The 17354-nt window shown below is 33.5% G+C and carries 18 protein-coding genes; 16 read left to right on the top strand and 2 right to left on the bottom strand.

Annotated features, from left to right (window positions below):
• Positions 1-153 precede the first annotated feature (153 nt).
• The 8 genes from C564_RS0120450 (at position 154) to C564_RS0120415 (ending at position 8275) form a co-directional block, all read left to right on the top strand.
• Positions 154-1140, top strand: coding sequence for an alpha/beta fold hydrolase (locus tag C564_RS0120450; RefSeq protein WP_018766628.1), 987 nt, complete (start codon positions 154-156; stop codon positions 1138-1140).
• 34 nt (positions 1141-1174) lie between these two features.
• Positions 1175-1846, top strand: coding sequence for a response regulator transcription factor (locus C564_RS0120445; protein ID WP_018766627.1), 672 nt, complete (start codon positions 1175-1177; stop codon positions 1844-1846).
• Positions 1843-2850, top strand: a complete 1008-nt coding sequence (locus C564_RS0120440) for a sensor histidine kinase (protein WP_018766626.1) — start codon at positions 1843-1845, stop codon at positions 2848-2850. The genes C564_RS0120445 and C564_RS0120440 overlap by 4 nt, the downstream gene beginning before the upstream one ends.
• A gap of 94 nt (positions 2851-2944) precedes the next feature.
• Positions 2945-3127, top strand: a complete 183-nt coding sequence (locus C564_RS0120435; protein ID WP_018766625.1) for a hypothetical protein — start codon at positions 2945-2947, stop codon at positions 3125-3127.
• Between the two features lie 88 nt (positions 3128-3215).
• Complete coding sequence (locus C564_RS0120430; RefSeq protein ID WP_003195753.1) at positions 3216-3692, top strand: PH domain-containing protein; 477 nt, start codon at positions 3216-3218, stop codon at positions 3690-3692.
• Positions 3685-5094, top strand: coding sequence for a PH domain-containing protein (locus C564_RS0120425; RefSeq protein WP_018766624.1), 1410 nt, complete (start codon positions 3685-3687; stop codon positions 5092-5094). The genes C564_RS0120430 and C564_RS0120425 overlap by 8 nt, the downstream gene beginning before the upstream one ends.
• Positions 5095-5824: 730 nt before the next feature.
• On the top strand, positions 5825-7333 hold the full coding sequence (locus C564_RS34125; protein WP_018766623.1) for a transglutaminase domain-containing protein: 1509 nt from the start codon (positions 5825-5827) through the stop codon (positions 7331-7333).
• A gap of 555 nt (positions 7334-7888) precedes the next feature.
• Positions 7889-8275, top strand: a complete 387-nt coding sequence (locus C564_RS0120415; RefSeq protein ID WP_018766622.1) for a VOC family protein — start codon at positions 7889-7891, stop codon at positions 8273-8275.
• A 668-nt stretch (positions 8276-8943) separates the two neighbouring features.
• Here C564_RS0120415 and C564_RS0120405 read toward each other — a convergent pair.
• Positions 8944-9441, bottom strand: coding sequence for a CcdC protein domain-containing protein (locus tag C564_RS0120405; protein ID WP_018766620.1), 498 nt, complete (start codon positions 9439-9441; stop codon positions 8944-8946).
• 406 nt (positions 9442-9847) lie between these two features.
• Here C564_RS0120405 and C564_RS33635 point away from each other — a divergent pair, with 406 nt between their 5' ends.
• The 6 genes from C564_RS33635 (at position 9848) to C564_RS0120380 (ending at position 14498) form a co-directional block, all read left to right on the top strand.
• Positions 9848-11023 carry an amino acid permease gene (locus tag C564_RS33635; RefSeq protein WP_018766619.1) on the top strand — a complete coding sequence of 392 codons (1176 nt, stop codon included), beginning with the start codon at positions 9848-9850 and terminating at the stop codon, positions 11021-11023.
• Positions 11016-11273 carry a hypothetical protein gene (locus C564_RS37620; protein WP_231382341.1) on the top strand — a complete coding sequence of 86 codons (258 nt, stop codon included), beginning with the start codon at positions 11016-11018 and terminating at the stop codon, positions 11271-11273. Before C564_RS33635 ends, C564_RS37620 begins: the two co-directional genes overlap by 8 nt.
• Positions 11274-11644: 371 nt before the next feature.
• Positions 11645-12670: a GH25 family lysozyme gene (locus tag C564_RS0120395; protein WP_018766617.1), complete on the top strand. Its 1026-nt coding sequence runs from the start codon at positions 11645-11647 to the stop codon at positions 12668-12670.
• A 272-nt stretch (positions 12671-12942) separates the two neighbouring features.
• Positions 12943-13140 (top strand): hypothetical protein, encoded by a 198-nt coding sequence (locus tag C564_RS0120390; RefSeq protein WP_018766616.1) that lies wholly within the window; start codon positions 12943-12945, stop codon positions 13138-13140.
• A 222-nt stretch (positions 13141-13362) separates the two neighbouring features.
• A complete protein-coding gene (locus tag C564_RS0120385; RefSeq protein ID WP_018766615.1) occupies positions 13363-13560 on the top strand; it encodes a hypothetical protein in 198 nt (65 codons plus the stop codon).
• A 152-nt stretch (positions 13561-13712) separates the two neighbouring features.
• A complete protein-coding gene (locus C564_RS0120380) occupies positions 13713-14498 on the top strand; it encodes a GNAT family N-acetyltransferase (protein WP_018766614.1) in 786 nt (261 codons plus the stop codon).
• Between the two features lie 165 nt (positions 14499-14663).
• On the opposite strand, the gene C564_RS0120375 is transcribed toward C564_RS0120380, so the two are convergent.
• Complete coding sequence (locus C564_RS0120375) at positions 14664-14918, bottom strand: SunI/YnzG family protein (RefSeq protein WP_003195766.1); 255 nt, start codon at positions 14916-14918, stop codon at positions 14664-14666.
• A 440-nt stretch (positions 14919-15358) separates the two neighbouring features.
• Between C564_RS0120375 and C564_RS0120370 the strand changes: the two genes are divergently transcribed.
• Together C564_RS0120370 and C564_RS0120365 are read left to right on the top strand one after the other, a co-directional pair.
• Positions 15359-15835, top strand: coding sequence for a PH domain-containing protein (locus tag C564_RS0120370; protein ID WP_018766613.1), 477 nt, complete (start codon positions 15359-15361; stop codon positions 15833-15835).
• Entirely contained in the window at positions 15828-17252 is a 1425-nt protein-coding gene (locus tag C564_RS0120365) for a PH domain-containing protein (protein ID WP_018766612.1), read from the top strand. The genes C564_RS0120370 and C564_RS0120365 overlap by 8 nt, the downstream gene beginning before the upstream one ends.
• Positions 17253-17354: the final 102 nt, after the last annotated feature.

The following is a 17354-nucleotide window of genomic DNA, read 5'->3' as shown; positions in this document are numbered from 1 at the left end:
ACTTTAAAAGCTTGCCAACAGTCATTGACTGGAAGGCTTAAAATTAAGGGCGCATATTATTCCTTTACAAACAAATGATTTCTATTTAGAAAAATTTATTAGAAATTTATTTTTGTATCGTATCCTTTCAATATAGCTTGAAAGGAGAATTCTATGAGAAAATTATGTAAAGTATTAAAGAATATATGTATTGTGTCGATTGCGGTTATCTTACTGGTGTTACTATCTGTTTTTATATACCATAATTATCAATTAAGTAAAGAATCGTCATTAATCAAAAGTGAGGGAACATTAGTCAATTTTAATAATAAAAAAATCAATGTATACAAGGAAGGGAGCGGTGAGGATACATATGTATTTATGTCTGGATCTGGGATAGCTGCTCCTGTTTATGAACTGAAAGGACTATATAGCAAGTTTTCAAAAGAAAACAAGATTGCGGTTATTGAAAGAGCCGGTTATGGATACAGTGATGCTTTTCACGATGATAGAGATATTGATACGATGTTAGAACAAAGTAGAGAAGCGCTCATACAAAGTGGAAATAAACCTCCGTATATATTAGTGCCACACTCTATCTCGGGTATCGAAGCAATTTACTGGGCACAAAAGTATCCAAATGAAGTGAAGGGAATTATTGCTTTAGATATTAGTTTACCGAAGCAATACGTAACTCATAAAATGAACCTAGTGGATTCATTAAAAGTAAGAGGATTCAATCTGTTAACGAAAATGGGTGTACATCGTCTTTTTCCTTCTGTTACGTATAATCCCGAGGTGATCCGGCAATCTTTTTTAACTGAACATGAAAAAGAAATGTATAAAGCACTATCATATAAACAATTTTTTAATAATGATATGGAGCAAGAGCTTTTACAGAGTTACAATAATGGTAAAAAATCAGTTAACCTACCGATACCAAAAGAAACACCTATTTTATTTTTAGATGCGATCGCTGAACAAAATAAAAATTCGAAATATACAAAACAAAAAAACAAAGATTATGAGGAGTTTGCAGAGCAACTATTGATAGCAGATGTAATAAAAATTCAAGGTACGCACAGCATTTATTTATATGAGCCTGATGAGATATATAATCTTGCCATGGATTTTATCAATAAAAAAGTAGAAAAACATTAAGAGATTCTTATTTTGAAAATGGAAGGTCTATGTGATGAAGGGATATAAAATTTTAATTGTTGAAGACGATTTAATGATTGGAGATGTATTACAAAAGATTTTGCAACGCGAAGGGTATTATGTATGTTGGAAGAAAGAAGGAAAAGAAGTTATTGATATCATCCACGAGATAGATTTAGTCATAATGGATATTATGTTGCCAGGTGAAGATGGCTATCAAATTACAAAGAAAATAAAAAATCTAGGACTAAATATTCCAATTATTTTTCTATCTGCTCGAAGCGATATAGACAGCAAACTCCAAGGTTTAACAATCGGAGAGGATTATATGATAAAGCCTTTTGATCCTAGAGAACTATTACTAAGAATGCAGAAAATGCTAGATAATCGCTATGGTACTTTTACACAAATCAAACATTTATATATTGATGCTGAGCATAAAAAAGTTTTCAACAATAACTTACATAATGAAGTTGAGTTTACTGCGATTGAGCGTAAAATATTCTTCTATTTATATGAAAATAGGAATCGTATTTTAACGAAAGAACATTTCTTTGATTATTTATGGCAACTCGAAGATAGAAATCAAAATATCGTGAATGTGCACATAAAAAAAGTAAGAACAAAAATCAATGATAACACGGGTGAAATTATTCAAAATATATATGGAGAAGGGTATAGATTAAATACCTATATAAAGAAATGAAATTAAAGAAAAAATACCAGTTATTATTATTTTCTGCTGTTATAAGCGTACCGTTTTTATTACTGTTGATTAGTATCTTTATGTCAGTCATTTATAATCTTGCCTTTAAAACGAAAAATAACAATATTCCATTTCATGAATCTTTTGCATATCCTACTATGCTAGGCGTCTTTTTTTTATCGTTATTATTGTTAGCCTTTTTATTTTCGAAATCCATTAATTCACTATTAAATAAAATAAATATATTGAATAAAACCATTCGAAATTTAGCTAGTGATGAAAAGGTTCCGAATAAATTAGATGTTAAAAACGACGATGAAATAGGGGAACTCGTCAGGGCGGTAAATTTATTAATTGAAAGAACTACATATCGAGAATTAGAACTTAAACAGCAAGAGGAAATAAAAAAGGAACTTTTAAATAAATTAAGACATGATATTAACACACCTTTAACAGCTGTTAGGTTACAATTATTCTACTTAGAAGGTCAATATAATGATCAAGCACCAATACTAGAATCGTTATATCAACAAATACAGTATATTGCAGAATTAACCAATGAATTTAATTTACAATCCACTGATACATTAGAGAGTTCTTATGTTTTAAATCATGAGGTGAATATACACGATTTATTAGAAGATATGGTTAAAAAGTGGGACTATTTGTATAGTATTCATGATATTGAATTAATATATAATCCAATAAATAAGGATTTAATATGGACGAGTAACGATTTATGGATTCAAAGGTTATTTGATAACATTTTCCAGAACACGTTAAAACATTCAAAAGCTAAGAAACTTGAGATAACCATTGAAAATAAGGTTGTTTCTATTAAGGATAATGGAATTGGTTTCGATATGAATCGTAAAAGAGCGGGGCTAGGATTAAAAATCATTCAGGATATATCTAGAATGCTCAATATAAAATATACGTTACAATCAAGTGAAGAAGGGACTATATTTTACTTTACAACAAGTGAAAATAAAAAGAGAAAATGAGTGCAGGTCTTCTTTTGTTTTCATAGCCGAGATGCGGATATTGGGAATCGAAAATAGATAGAATCAATGAATCGGTAGAGAGGAGAAGGAAAAGATGAAATTTCGAAAAGACTGGTGGCTTGGCTTCCTTGGGTTAATTGGAGTTTATAAGTTTCCGAATGTAATTGATGTGTTTCAAGGAGAAAAAGACTGGACAGCATTGATTAGCCTCATTTGGTTTATTTGGTTCGGCTATTTCATCCCGGAGAAGAAAGATGATGAAAAGAAAGAATTATAATAAAAACATTTCTATTTCCATGTAATTTTCTGTAAAATAGTAAAATGAGAGAATTCATATATTAGATTACTAAATTTGGAGTGATTAGATGCAGCCATTGGAAAATGAAATTCATCCTGATATGGTCAGAGTTTGGAAAGCTCGTGTTTTAATTGAACTAGGCATAAGTGTATTAGTAATCCTTGCTTATCTCTTTTTCATGATTAAATTTAATTGGTGGGCTTGGCTGTTTTATGTACTTATTGGATTGACGGTTGTGTATACACCGTTTGACTACTTTATATTTCCGAAATTACGTCAGCGTTATTACAGCTATCGGTTAAATGAAGAAGAATTAGAAATTCAGCACGGAATGTTTACGGTTAAACGTGTATTAGTTCCAATGATCCGCGTGCAACACGTTACAATTGAGCAAGGTCCAATTATGAGAAAATATGATTTAGCAGAATTACAAATTTCAACTGCCGCTACTTCTCATAGTATTCCAGGTTTAAAGATGAGAGAAGCAGAACAATTGAAACGACAAATTGGAGAACTTGCGAAGGTGAGTGATGAGGATGTATAAGAGGCAGCATCCAATCACAATGTTACTTGAATTAAAGATTACAGACTTTATACTATTTATTATTTTTCTGTTTAGTTTAAAAGGGAAATTTCCATTTTGGTATTTAGTACCGATAGGTTTCTTAGTGATTTCAGTTATCTCTGTTATTGTTGAGTGGTACTATAAATTATATTGGATCGAAAATAATGTACTGCACATTAAACAAGGACTATTTATGAAAAAAGAAAGTTACTTGAATAAAGAGCGCGTACAGACGATTAATACAAGTTCAAGTATGTTATATCAAATATTAGGTTTAACGAAGCTCAAAATTGAAACAGCTGGCGGTGGTGGTGAGCCTGAGGTTAGCTTAGCTGGTATTACAGCTGACGAAGCAAAAACATTAATTACAATGTTAAATGAACGGGCAGAGGAACATACAGAAATAGAAGAGGATACTGTAAATGCTAGTTTGACAGAAGAAAATCGGACGGAATATAAGTTGACTTGGAAAGAGATTTTATTAGCATCCGTTACATCTGGTCAATTTGGTTTGTTGTTCTCTTTATTATTCTTTATTTACTCCCAAGTAGATGAATATATCCCGAAATGGATGAAAGAAAGAGTAGAAACATATGTGATGGATCATGATGTGTATGGCTGGATTTATATGGTTGCGGTCTTACTTGTTGTTTCTTGGATTGTATCCACATTTGGTTACGCCTTAAAGCACGCGAAATTTACCGTGCATCGGAAAAATGATGAAGTTCGCATTTCACAAGGACTTCTAGAAAGAAAAGAACTTGTGTTAAAGCTGCACCGCATTCAAGGGATCACGATAAAAGAAGGGATATTCCGTCAACCATTTGGTTACTGCTCTGTACATGTAGAAGTGATTCAAAACAATGAAAAAGGTGAGGAGAATGTTACGCTTCATCCGGTCATTCGGAAAGACCGCGTCGCAGAATTGCTTGCTCATTTGCAGTTGCCATATGAACTAAATCAAAATGTTACAGCCTTGCCAAAAACGGCACTGCGCCGCTATTTATTAGAGAGTTTTCTTTTCTTTTGTATATTAGCAGTTCCGATTACAGGTGCAAGTGTATATTTTGAAAAATATTTTGTGATTTGGACACTGTTACCTTTGTTTGGATTACTTTTGTCACTCGGATATGCGACATTCCGTGCAGGTGGCTATAGAGTAGAAGGAGAACAGTTAACGATGGTGTATCGTAACATTGCTAAATATACAGGTTTAGTAAGAAGAAGACATGTACAATCAATCGAGAAAACGCAATCTTATTTTCAGCGTGGAGCGCATTTATGTTCGCAGACTTTCTCTAGTGCATCCACAAATTATAAATTAGAGCATACACGTTTAGAAGATGCAGAGTGTATGTTAGATTGGTATAAGAATAAGTAGAAACCTAAATAGAAAAAAGACAAACCTTTTCTTTTTAGAGGGGGAATAGAGGATCTGGCCATGCGTAGAAGCGGTCAGATCCTTTTTTAGCCCCATGCCAAGTGAAAACAAAAGGAGAAAATGAGTGGAGATCTGCTTTTGTTTTCATAACCGTAATTTGTATGTTGGAAATCAAAATTATATAAAATGAAAAATTGATAGAAAACCATTCTTTTTGGGTAGGAGAGAGGATTCGATCATGGATAGAAGCGGTCAGCTCTTTTTTTCTCCATGCCAAGTGAAACCAGAGAGAGAAAACGAGTGCAAGTCCATATTGTTTTTCATAGCAGCGACTTATATGTAAAAAAGGGATTCATCAAGTTAAGGCAAATCATTACCCAAAAAACGAAAAAATACTATTCTTTCTGTATTACGATAGAAAGTGTTGAATGATAATAATGTTGTTTCATTTGTTATGCGAATAAAACAGCAGGACAGTTAATTGATAGACAAACAAGTGAATGGCAACCTCTATTTTCTTTCCAATCGTTTTTATGCAATATCGCATGAAAAATGATTGGAATTTTTGTTATAATATTATAATTGTACACTTCAAATCTTGTTGTTTAGTCGCTAATATTGTCTATGAAAACGAAAAACTTATAATATTGAATATTTATTTTAGTTTTGCAACGCCCTTACTGTTAATGCTTGATAGATAAATAGGTCAACAGAAGGGGAATATGAATTTATGAAACAAAATATCAAAATGTTAGCTATGGCAGTTGGTCTAACAGTTATGGGGTCAACAGTAGCTACTTATGCAAGTGCTGATACAGGGTGGAAACAAACTGGATCGGTATGGAATTACTACAATGTAAACGGCGCGAAGCAAACAGGTTGGCAGTCAATTAATGGAGCATGGTACTACTTCAACGGAAGCGGAGCAATGCAAACAGGTTGGCAGTCAATTAATGGAGCATGGTACTACTTCAACGGAAGTGGAGCAATGCAAACAGATTGGCAGTCAATTAATGGGGCATGGTACTACTTCAACGGAAGTGGAGCAATGCAAGCAGATTGGCAGTCAATTAATGGGGCATGGTACTACTTCAACGGAAGTGGAGCAATGCAAACAGATTGGCAGTCAATTAATGGGGCATGGTACTACTTCAACGGAAGTGGAGCAATGCAAACAGATTGGCAGTCAATTAATGGAGCATGGTACTACTTCAACGGAAGTGGAGCAATGCAAACAAATTGGCAGTCAATTAATGGAGCATGGTACTACTTCAACGGAAGTGGAGCAATGCAAACAGGTTGGCAGTCAATTAATGGAGCATGGTACTACTTTAGTGGAAGCGGAGCAATGCAAACAGGCTGGATCCAAGATAATGGTAAAAAGTATTACTTTGAAAGTAATGGTGTTTGGAATCCAAACGCTGCAAATGCAAATAACGTTTCACGACCTGACGGGCAACTATTAGACGCATTTCAAAATGAAATAAAAAAGCATATTAATAATCAAGAAGAAAATATAACAATGACATACAAATCCAAAAACTCTAATATTAATGAAGTTATGGATACACTTGTTAAAGAATACGACAAGGCAGTCGAATCTAACGAATACTTAAATTATAATATCGCAAATACACAATACTCTATTCGTGGTATTCCAGGAAATTACACGTTTACATTAAAGATTACATACCGTGAATCTAAAGAACAAACGAACTATGTAAAGACACAAGCGAAATCAATTATCAATTCCATTGTTCAAGCTGGTATGGATGAACACGAGAAAGTAAAAGCAATTCATGATTATGTTGTAAAACATGTCTCTTATGATACTTCTTTCCAAGCTTATACAGCGTATGAAGCTTTAGCAAACCGTTCTGCTGTTTGTCAGGGATATGCATTATTAACTTATCAATTGTTAAAAGAGGCTGGAATAGAAAATCATATTGTAACAGGAACTGGAAATGGACAACCACATGCTTGGAATCAAGTGAAAATTGAAGGAAAATGGTACCATCTTGATACAACTTTTGATGATCCAATTCCAGATGTGCAAGGACGAGTAACTTATTCATACTATAATCTGTCTGATGCACAAATCGCTCAAGATCACCAGTGGGATCGTAATAAATTTGCGGCAGCAACAACAAATTACACGAATGAATTAGCAAATAAAATCCAGTCAGGTAGCTCAAAATCATGGAAATACCAGGACATTTTAAAAGCCATCAAACGTTAAACTGTATCTTTTGGTACAAAAACTTTAATACATTTGCTTAGACATACGGATATGATGAGCCTATAAAGGTGAGTAATATCCGTATGAAAAAGTACATGTATTCATGTAGAGGGCGTTGCAAAACCAAAATAAATATTTAATATTACATATCAATAAAACTAGCTAAACATAGAATATATAGTGATTCAATTTTCACGATAGTAGCGACTATTGGGGCTACACTTAAGAAGTCTAATCTTAACGAATATATATTGTAGTTCTAGACAACTGCATTTGATGGCACATTGGAAGGTAGGAAGCAACTTTAATTGATGAAGAGTGCTTCCTTATTCTATTTTCTAAAGCTTTAATCTCAAAACTTAACCATATAGAGAATATTCTTTCTGTATCACGATAGAAAGTGTTGAATGATAATAATGTTGTTTCATTTGTTATACAGATAACACAGCAGGATAATTACATGAAACATGAAGGGATATTGGAATCAGTAACGAAATGTTCAATGAATGACGATGGTGTTGGCTCTTCAATAGTATTTTTTAGGAGATGATTGATTTGAAGTTGTTGCAAATAAGACTTTTGGTCAAAGATTTTAAGAAAAGTGCCGTGTTTTACAGAGATCTATTGGAATTTCCAGTGAGTTGGTACGAGGAAAACATGGAATATGCGCTTTTCAATAATGGAGAAACGAAAATTGAGCTTGTATCTCGAAACGTGATGGCCGAATTGGTCGGAGAAGGAAATAAGCCTTTAGAAGCTGAGTCCCAATCAAAATTCTTGCTTCAATTTGAAGTTGAAGATGTCGATCAGATTTATAACCGTTTCAAAGAAAAAGGAATTGAATTTGTTAATGAACCGCATGATCGTGAGGAATGGCGAGCGCGTGTTGCACATTTTCGTGACCCTGACGATAACTTAATTGAGATATATAAAATGCTGTAATTCGATTGTTCAAAATGGGATTAGGTTAAACAATATTAAACAACTTTAGTAGCGCAGTTCAATTTATTTGAACTGTGTTAATTGTGTTTGTAAGAGTAGAATCTTTATAGGGAACGAACAGAAAAGACGGTGTTTTTTTGCATGAGGTATCAGCTGAACTTACTTTTTTATCTCCACAAGCTCTCCAACTGCTGGTCTATCTAGATTATTTCTAATCCAGTAATTTCTTACATTTATTGCAGATTCTAAATCAGTAGGCTGGTCATAAGTTATTTCAATTTGATTACGAGCTGTTTGCCTTGCAACAACAAGGACTGGGTGGGTACCATTTGAGGTATTTGACTGTCTGTAGACAACATCCGTCCCGAATACATTTGAGACGGCATACCAGAATAAGGAATCATTTGTGCACCTCCTTTTATAAAAGAGTAGTCATTTAACCAATGTATATTGTATGAAATGAATAAGAATGGTGTAACTAACTACCTATAATTTCGTTTATCGGGTACGGTAATGATTACTTCTGTTTAGGAGTCATAGATAAAAAGTGAGCCTTACTTTGTTATTGATAATGATGATTATGATTATGTGAGTAAAAAGCCCCTTCAGATATTCTGTAGGGACTTTTTTTATAGGTTTCGAGATACATTGACTGCTGATAAGTGGGGTTATCGGAAGTCAATGTTGTCGTTAGTTTGGATTCGACTTTTGTATAGTTGACGAAATTTGATGAAAGAGATAATTCTCCAAGGTAAGATATACCCCAGCGCTACAGTCATAAATAGTGCTGCTTCTGTTTCTGGACCTAGCCATTTTAAATAATCACGAAGTAAAAATCGGATAATAAGTATGATGAGAAAGGTAATGATAAAGCTCTTGTTTCTTACAGCATAAATATGCTGATCGGATCGGAGTTCATAGTTAGTGGTCCAAATAAGTGGAATTGACAAAAGGCACCCAAAGATAACTGCACAAATCCATTCCCAGCCAGCGGCATGTGCTTTTGGATTTAAGATGATGGGAATGCAGGGTAATAACAAAAATAGTATGGGTAAGAGAAGACGGGTTCCGTTTCCTTTAATAGGACGATGCATTGCCCTGATTCTACGCCATAAGACCAACGCAGCAACTATGATCACAATAGAGTAAAACGAAGAAGAATCCATAATTTCACCTCTATACATAGGATATTTCAATTATATGGGAATTGTAGATGGTTGAGTAGTAGTATTTGTTTTAATTGAATACCAATAACGCTGATTATGTAAAAAAGCTAGTCTGGATCTAGCTTTTTCTTTTTTGTATATCTTTAAAACAGAAAATCAGTCCCCGACGGAATATGAAATCTTGAATAAACTATTCAAAATTTCATATTGGGGCAACATTTTAAACAGTGAAAAGCTTGCAAAATCCAAGCATGACGCAAATTGTATAATTGGTATGGTAATTGCAATAGAGGAGAGTGAATGAAATCGCTCTAAAAAGACTGAATTTTCAAGATAAAAAAAGAGAAAGGATGGAAACAAGCTAAGAAGATATACAACGTACAGGAAAAGTGGAAGGAGGCTTTTTATGCACACAAAAGTCAAGCAGGAAACGAATAACATGCAGAAATATCACTACAAGCAAGAGTTAAAAAGGTCTTTAAAATTTTTTAGCTCCTTTGCAGTCGCGTTTTCATTTATGTCCATCACAACGGGCATTTTCACGAATTTTGGATTTGTTTTAAACAATGCGGGGCCCGCAGGTATTTGGACGTGGCCAATCGTATTAGCAGGTCACTTGCTTGTCGCTCTTGTTATTGCTGAATTGGCAGGGAGAATGCCACTCAGCGGCTACTCGTATCAATGGGTGACGCGGCTGGCAAATCAAGGATTAGGGTGGTTTTCCGGCTGGCTCGGATTTTGCTTTTTTGTCATTGTCATTCCTGCCGTTGATTTTGGCCTGGCTCCACTCATTGCGGATGTGTTCGGCTGGAATATCGGTGGGAAGACCCTTTTGTATATTGTACTCGCAACCTTACTGCTACAGGCTGTCCTCAACATTTTCGGCGTAAAACTGGCTTCTCGTCTCAATGACATTGCAGTATATACCGAAGTAATCGGTATGGTAGGCATTCTTGTCATTCTTGCTATCGTTGCGCTATTCACAACCCCGAATTGGGATATGCTAACAAATATTGGCGAGCAAAAAAGCGGTACGTACCTTGGTGGCTTTGTGATCGCTATGCTGATGGGGTCGTGGACCATGGTCGGCTTTGAAGCCGCGGCGAATCTTTCGGAAGAAACAATTGACGCGAGCAAAAATGTACCGCGTGCTGTATTTTTCGCATTGCTGATTGGCGGTATCATTGGATTTGCTTTTCTTTTTACTGTTACAATTTCCATTTCAGATTTAGCCGATGTGACAGCTTCTGTCAACCCGCTTCCACTTATTATTAAAACAAAGCTAGGCCAATTCATTGGCACTTTGTTTATGCTTCTTGTTATCATTTCCATTTTCGCATGTGGCTTAATCGGAATGGCTTCTGCTTCCCGTATCATTTATGCAATGGCGCGGGATGATGTGTTTTTTGCTTCGCGTTATTTTAAAAAGGTAAACCCAAGAACATCCGTACCGGTAAATGCAATTGTGCTTGTATTAGTGCTCGATATTATAGCGAGCCTATTCTCTGATTCTTTGACTTTGCTAGTCGGATCAACATCCGTCTTTATACTTCATAACAGTTTTGGCTTACTATTTGCGTAGAAAAGATTTACCTGACGCAGAGGCATTTAATTTAGGGAAATGGAGAGCACCTGTCACGTACGGTGCTTTAATATGGCTCGTGTTCGAAATGGGGATATTGACCATCCCTGATATGTTCCATGAAGTAGCAATTGTAGGCGGAACACTATTTTTAACGGGAACTCTTGTATACTTTGCACTGTTCCGGAGCAAAATTAAATCAGGAAAAATCGGGATTCAAAATACAAACATTGATGCAGGGCACTCGTAATCAGCCTCATCCCTCTTAGTGAAGTGAGTTCTGAAAATGGGACAAACATCAAAACACCTAGATTACCTGTTCGCTATACTTCTTAGTGCACAGGTAATTTAATTTTTCTTGTGTGGGTTTGAAATAAAGTCACGATGTTTTGAAGAAAGACGCGATATTTCATTACTTCAAAAAAACCAATTGGGTTTTGATTAAACTTTTTTATTAATTGTAAACTAATATACTAAAGTTTCCTTTCGAAATGAGATAAAAAATAAGATTCTTTTTGTGATATTCTTGAGGAAAAATTGATGAGAATGTGATAGTGTCCGTCCGTTAAAATCGTACATACCATATATGGAAGAAAAATATTTTTGATAGGAGAATATGGTATGCAAAATAGATCAAGTTCAGATACTAAGTTTATTGATGTATCGCATTGGGAAGGGACTATTGATTGGAATGCTGTTAAAACCTCAGGGATTCCAGCAGCGTATGCGAAAGCAACGGAAGGTGTAGGTTATACAGATCCTATTTTCGTTCAAAATGTACAAGCGGCGAGAAGTGCTGGTGTATTGATAGGAGCTTATCATTTTGCTCACCCGGATCAAAATGATGCGATTTCCGAGGTGAAGTATTTTGTTAATATTTTACAAGAAAATCAAACGGATCTTATACCAGTTTTAGATTTTGAATCTCCAACAAATTCAAATACAAGTAACATAACCGGAGCATTTCTATCCAAGTGGGCAAGAGATTTTATTAATTATGTGAAACAAGCTACTGGGAAAAATGTAATGTTATATACAGGTGTTTGGTATATCACTGAATTTGGGATTAGTGGACTAAGTGATGTGCCACTTTGGGTTGCAAGATATTCCAATACTCCACCTGTTGATTGTGGTGGGTGGACAAAATGGACAGCTTGGCAATATACAGATTCTGGTTATATTTCAGGGGTAGGGAATTGTGATGTATCAGCGGCTATTTCTTTAGATGCATTAAAGGATGGTGGATCATCATCTGGCAACGCAACATCGGTATATGGAATTGCTGTCATTAATGGAAATAATGTTAATTTACGAAGTGGTCCATCCTTACAAGCAAGTGTGATCCGTCAATTGAACCATGGAGAAGAATATGTAGTATGGGGTGAACAAAATAATTGGCTTTGTTTAGGGACCAATGAATGGGTTTACGATGATCCTAGTTATATTCAGTATAAACATTACGTTGCTACTATCACTGGAGATAACGTAAATTTACGAGATGTACCATCGCTAAGCGGGAATATTATACGTCAATTACATCATGGAGAAGCGTATCGAGTATGGGGTGAACAAGATGGCTGGCTTTGTTTAGGAACAAATGAATGGATTTATTATGATGCGAGTTATATTCAATATGGTGTACAATAAGTAAAGTTAAAAAGGTGCCTTTTTATTGTATGAATGTTTATGTTGTGGAAAAAATATTCATAGTTTTCGATATAAAAATATTCAATTTGTACAGATTATTGTTTTATAGCATATATAGGGGTCCCGTCATATATAAGTAAAATAAAAAAGAATCCGATCTTTGGATTCTTTTTTGCTACTGATAAGTGGGGTTATGTGAACTGATTTAGATACCCTTACTTGAATTCCACAATATGGTATAATTTAGTTGTGAAGTTAAAAGGGGTGTGGGTATGGAAGACGTATATGGAGGACTAAGATATTTTGGTTTTTTACTTGTATTAGTATTTGGTATGGGATTTATTATACGTTGGATTTTTCGTGATGTAATTTCGTTAGATCAATTACTTGGTTTAAGTATAGGAATTATTACGTTAATAATGGCGTTTTTTGTAAAGAAATACAGTAAGGAGCTAAATACTACTAGTTAATTTATGCTTTCTTTGATGAGTATCTCAATAGTGATGAGATACTCGTTTTTTTGCTTGCATGGGATTTAATCCCTTTATTTATATTGTTTTGAATGTATACTTTTATTGTTGGTTTTGAGGATATCAGAGGATTTGAAAGTAAACTAATAATAAAAAGTTTACATTTGATTTTTAAAATTTTAATTTGTTTGTGCTATATTTATTAGAAAAGGGGACGAATTAATGCTGAAATTTATTTGGTCTTTAGTTTTTGCTCTTATATTTTTTTGGGTGGTACGTGGCCCACTGATACCATACATATCTTCAAATCAAAATATTGTTGCTATTTTAGTTATTTTCACAGTAGTTATTATTAATTCTTGGATTATTGATTTAATAAATCGTTTATACAAGAAAAAGAAAACTGGACTAGATGGTTAATTTAGTTCAGTTTTCTTTTTCATTTTTTCTTGAAAATATTTTTTTGAATGGTATGAGATATATTTTAACTAAAAAACTAAAAATTAAAATATTTAAATGTATAATAAAGTACAGAAGATATTAAAGAAAAAATAGAGAAGAGGGAATATCGTATGACTAGTTTAAAGAATGTTCTTGAGCTTGATTTTGCATATCTTGAAACCTTTACTAGCCGAATAGAGAAATCATGGGGTTCTATATTTTATAATGAAAATAACCCATGTTATTATGATGCAAATCATGCACATGTAAGTGTAGTAAGTTTGAATCCACAAATGATAGTAAATGAAGTAGTTCATTTCTATAAGACTAAAAATATAATACCTAGATTTTATATATACAACTTAGATATGCAAGAAAAACTGATTTCTGAATTACAAATAAAGAATTTTGGGTTTGAAGAATTAATAAGTCCAATCCAATTATGGAATAAGAAATTGACTAAAAAAGATAAAAATGAAAAAGTTACTATTGAAAAGGTATCTGAATTAAATTTTGAAGAAGCTTTAGATATTGAATGTAGTATAAAAGAGTTAGGAGGCGAAGTTAGAAAAAAAGCTTTTCAAGATGAATTCCAACATCCAGCATTCACTCACTATCTACTTAGATACAATGGAGTAGCATGTTCCATCGCTTGTATTTTTGAACATGAAAAACAGGCTCGAATGGAAAGTGTAGCTACAATTGAAAAGTTTAGAGGTAAAGGATTAATAGGTGAACTCATTCATTTTATTCAAAGTGAAGTAATGAATAGAGGACTAGATAATCTTTGGGTGATCCCAATTAACGAAACAGTAGAAAAAGTGTATGAAAAGTATGGATTTGAAACAGTAGAAAAAATTAAAACGGGACATGCATTTTTAGAAGGAAAAAGTATTAAAGAAATTCACGAGGGGTAGAAAAAATCAACCTATTTTGCTGAAGATAATTATTTAGTTAACAAGTATCTTGAAAGTAAACTAATAATAAGAGGTTTACTTTCATATTTATTATAAGAAGAAAAAAAAGACGACTTTACATTAGTCGCCTTTTTTTCTAAAAAATCATGTTAAATCATTAAGTAATTAAGCGTTTATTTTATTTAAAATTGAAACCTTATTAGTGGTAAATAATATATAATTCTGTTTTTTAGTTTTAATTAAAATGCGATCAGTTGTGCCATATGCTGTTCCTATTCGAATCGCATCAGCTTTTTCAATACCAGCATAAGTATCATCTTCAGTAACTTCAATAATTTCATTTAATGGAATACTAACTTTTGCTAATTGCCATTTAATAATTAGTTCCTCTGTTGTTTTTATAACATCAATACCTAACATATCACCAAGACCTTCCTATTCTATTTTCTAAATATAATTATAAATTAAATAAAGATATTTGTAATTAAATATCTTTATTGGATATTTATGTTTACGGATGATATGGATAACAAAGTATTTTTATCTATTATTAAAAGTTTACTTTCAACGGTTCACTATATACTTATAATTTAATATACACATTAATAATAGTGTAATATAGTTAAAAGGTTCAGTCCTATCATAAATATATTGACTCAAATCCAGGGAAATATTCAATGACTGGAAAAGTAAAATACGTAAATCTAATCTAATCTATTGTTGGTTGTATTCTACATATTCAGAAAATAACAAGTTTTATTTTTACAAAAAATGTTTATTCTTCCTTGTTTTGTATTGTATGATTATGGCATATTACAAAGTATACATATTTAATAGATTTCTAAATTTGGAGTGATCAAATGCAGTCATTAGAAAATGAAATTCATCCTAATATGGTCAAAGTGTGGAAAATCCATGCATTAATTGGTGCAGGGGTACTTGTAAGTATCGTTTTAGCATATCTCTTTTTTATGATCAAGTTTAATTGGTGGGGTTGGTTGTTTAGTATATTGGTCGTTGCCACGATTATATATACGCCACTAGATTATTTTATCTTTCCGAAACTACGTCAGCGTTATTATAGCTATCGATTAGATGAAGAAGAGATTGAAATTCAAAAAGGGATGTTTGTTGTAAAGCGTGTGTTAGTTCCAATGATTCGTGTTCAGCATGTGACGATTGAACAAGGGCCGATTATGAGAAAATATGAGCTAGCAGAATTACAAATTTCAACGGCAGCGACTTCTCATAGTATTCCAGGACTAACAAAGAGAGAGGCAGAACAGTTGAAACGACAAATTGGGGAACTTGCGAAAGTGAGTGATAAGGATGTATAAGAGGCAACATCCGATTACTATATTAGTTGATATAAGGATTTCTAGTTTATTTCCCCTTATTATCATTGTTTTATTTGGTCCTAAAGATGAAGTAGAGCCTTGGTACTTATTTCCCATTTTCATTCTAGGTTTTTTGTTGATTTTGGCCATATTTTCGTTTGTGAAATGGTACTTTAAAGTGTATTGGATTGAAAATAATATTTTACATATAAAACACGGGGTATTTGTCAAAAAAGAAAGCTATTTAAATAAAGAGCGTGTGCAAACAATTAGTACAGCTTCAAATATCATCTATCAGTTATTTGGGTTAACGAAGCTTAAAATTGAAACGGCTGGTGGCGGAAAGGACCCAGAGGTGACGTTAGCTGGCATTAAGGAAGAGCAAGCGAAAGAATTAATCGCTTTATTAAATAAAGTAGAAAGTAAGAAAACTTTAAAAGAAGAGGAAATCCTACCATCAGAAACAAATACAACTGTCTATCAGTTAACGCCAAAAGAAATTTTGCTAGCATCTATTACATCTGGTCGGTTCGGTTTATTATTTTCTGGGTTGATTTTCCTTTATACACAATTTGATAACGTTCTTCCGAAATGGTTAATAGAAAAAGTAGAAACGTATGTGAAAGACAATAGTGTGTATGATTTGTTATGTATGGTTGCTATTTTAATTGTAATCTCATGGATCATTTCTACAATTGGTTATGCGTTAAAACATGCGAACTTTACAGTGCAGAGAAATGGAAATGAAATTCGTATTTCACAAGGGCTACTTGAAAAGAAAGAGATTGTGTTAAAACTGCACCGGATTCAGGCATTGACAATGAAAGAAGGAATCCTTCGTCAACCGTTTGGGTATTGTTCTATTGAAGTAGAAGTCATTCAGAGCATAGATACAAATAATATGAATGTCATCTTGCACCCGCTCATGAAGAAAAAAGATGTGCAAGAGTTGCTGGCATATTTAGATTTGCCTTATGAAATGGAAGAGGAGATCGTCCATTTACCGAAAGCAGCATTACGCCGTTATCTCATTATGAGTTGGATGATTTTTGTAGCTGTAGCAGTACCGATTATAGGAGCGAGTGTATATTTTCAGCAATATAGTGCTTTATTTGTATTAGTGCCATTATTTTTGTTCTTTACGATTCTTGGATATGGCAAGTATAAAACGGGTGGATATGCGATAAAATCTGATCAGTTAACGCTTGTGTACAGGGGCATTGCAAAGTATACAGGATTTGTGAAAAGAAGACATGTACAAGCAATGACAAAAACGCAATCATACTTTCAGCGAAAAGATAGATTGTATACGTATATTGTAGCAGTAGCTTGCAGTGTTGCGGGACGTCATTATGAATTGAAGCATGTGCGTGAAGAGGATGTAGCCCGTATTCATGAATGGTATAAGAAAAAATAAAAAAAAGTTAGATATATAACCCGGATAGTGGATAATTCAAAAATTCTATTATTCGGGTTTCTTGTATGTTATTGCATGTATTTTATGGTCATTTTTAAGATA

The sequence above is a fragment of the Bacillus sp. 105MF genome, assembly GCF_000374885.1.
GTDB lineage: Bacteria > Bacillota > Bacilli > Bacillales > Bacillaceae_G > Bacillus_A > Bacillus_A pseudomycoides.
The sequence above is the reverse complement of the archived record's forward strand: the minus strand, read 5'-3'. Positions and strand labels throughout refer to the sequence as shown.

Bases quoted from the DNA above. Each gene is read 5' to 3' on its own strand.
- C564_RS0120450 (WP_018766628.1), top strand. From the start codon at position 154: ATGAGAAAATTATGTAAAGTATTAAAGAATATATGTATTGTGTCGATT.
- C564_RS0120365 (WP_018766612.1), top strand. From the start codon at position 15,828: ATGTATAAGAGGCAACATCCGATTACTATATTAGTTGATATAAGGATT.
- C564_RS0120380 (WP_018766614.1), top strand. From the start codon at position 13,713: ATGACTAGTTTAAAGAATGTTCTTGAGCTTGATTTTGCATATCTTGAA.
- C564_RS0120390 (WP_018766616.1), top strand. From the start codon at position 12,943: ATGGAAGACGTATATGGAGGACTAAGATATTTTGGTTTTTTACTTGTA.
- C564_RS0120395 (WP_018766617.1), top strand. From the start codon at position 11,645: ATGCAAAATAGATCAAGTTCAGATACTAAGTTTATTGATGTATCGCAT.
- C564_RS0120370 (WP_018766613.1), top strand. From the start codon at position 15,359: ATGCAGTCATTAGAAAATGAAATTCATCCTAATATGGTCAAAGTGTGG.
- C564_RS0120425 (WP_018766624.1), top strand. From the start codon at position 3,685: ATGTATAAGAGGCAGCATCCAATCACAATGTTACTTGAATTAAAGATT.
- C564_RS33635 (WP_018766619.1), top strand. From the start codon at position 9,848: ATGCACACAAAAGTCAAGCAGGAAACGAATAACATGCAGAAATATCAC.
- C564_RS0120405 (WP_018766620.1), bottom strand. From the start codon at position 9,441: ATGGATTCTTCTTCGTTTTACTCTATTGTGATCATAGTTGCTGCGTTG.
- C564_RS0120445 (WP_018766627.1), top strand. From the start codon at position 1,175: ATGAAGGGATATAAAATTTTAATTGTTGAAGACGATTTAATGATTGGA.
- C564_RS0120430 (WP_003195753.1), top strand. From the start codon at position 3,216: ATGCAGCCATTGGAAAATGAAATTCATCCTGATATGGTCAGAGTTTGG.
- C564_RS34125 (WP_018766623.1), top strand. From the start codon at position 5,825: ATGAAACAAAATATCAAAATGTTAGCTATGGCAGTTGGTCTAACAGTT.
- C564_RS0120440 (WP_018766626.1), top strand. From the start codon at position 1,843: ATGAAATTAAAGAAAAAATACCAGTTATTATTATTTTCTGCTGTTATA.
- C564_RS0120385 (WP_018766615.1), top strand. From the start codon at position 13,363: ATGCTGAAATTTATTTGGTCTTTAGTTTTTGCTCTTATATTTTTTTGG.
- C564_RS0120435 (WP_018766625.1), top strand. From the start codon at position 2,945: ATGAAATTTCGAAAAGACTGGTGGCTTGGCTTCCTTGGGTTAATTGGA.
- C564_RS0120375 (WP_003195766.1), bottom strand. From the start codon at position 14,918: ATGTTAGGTATTGATGTTATAAAAACAACAGAGGAACTAATTATTAAA.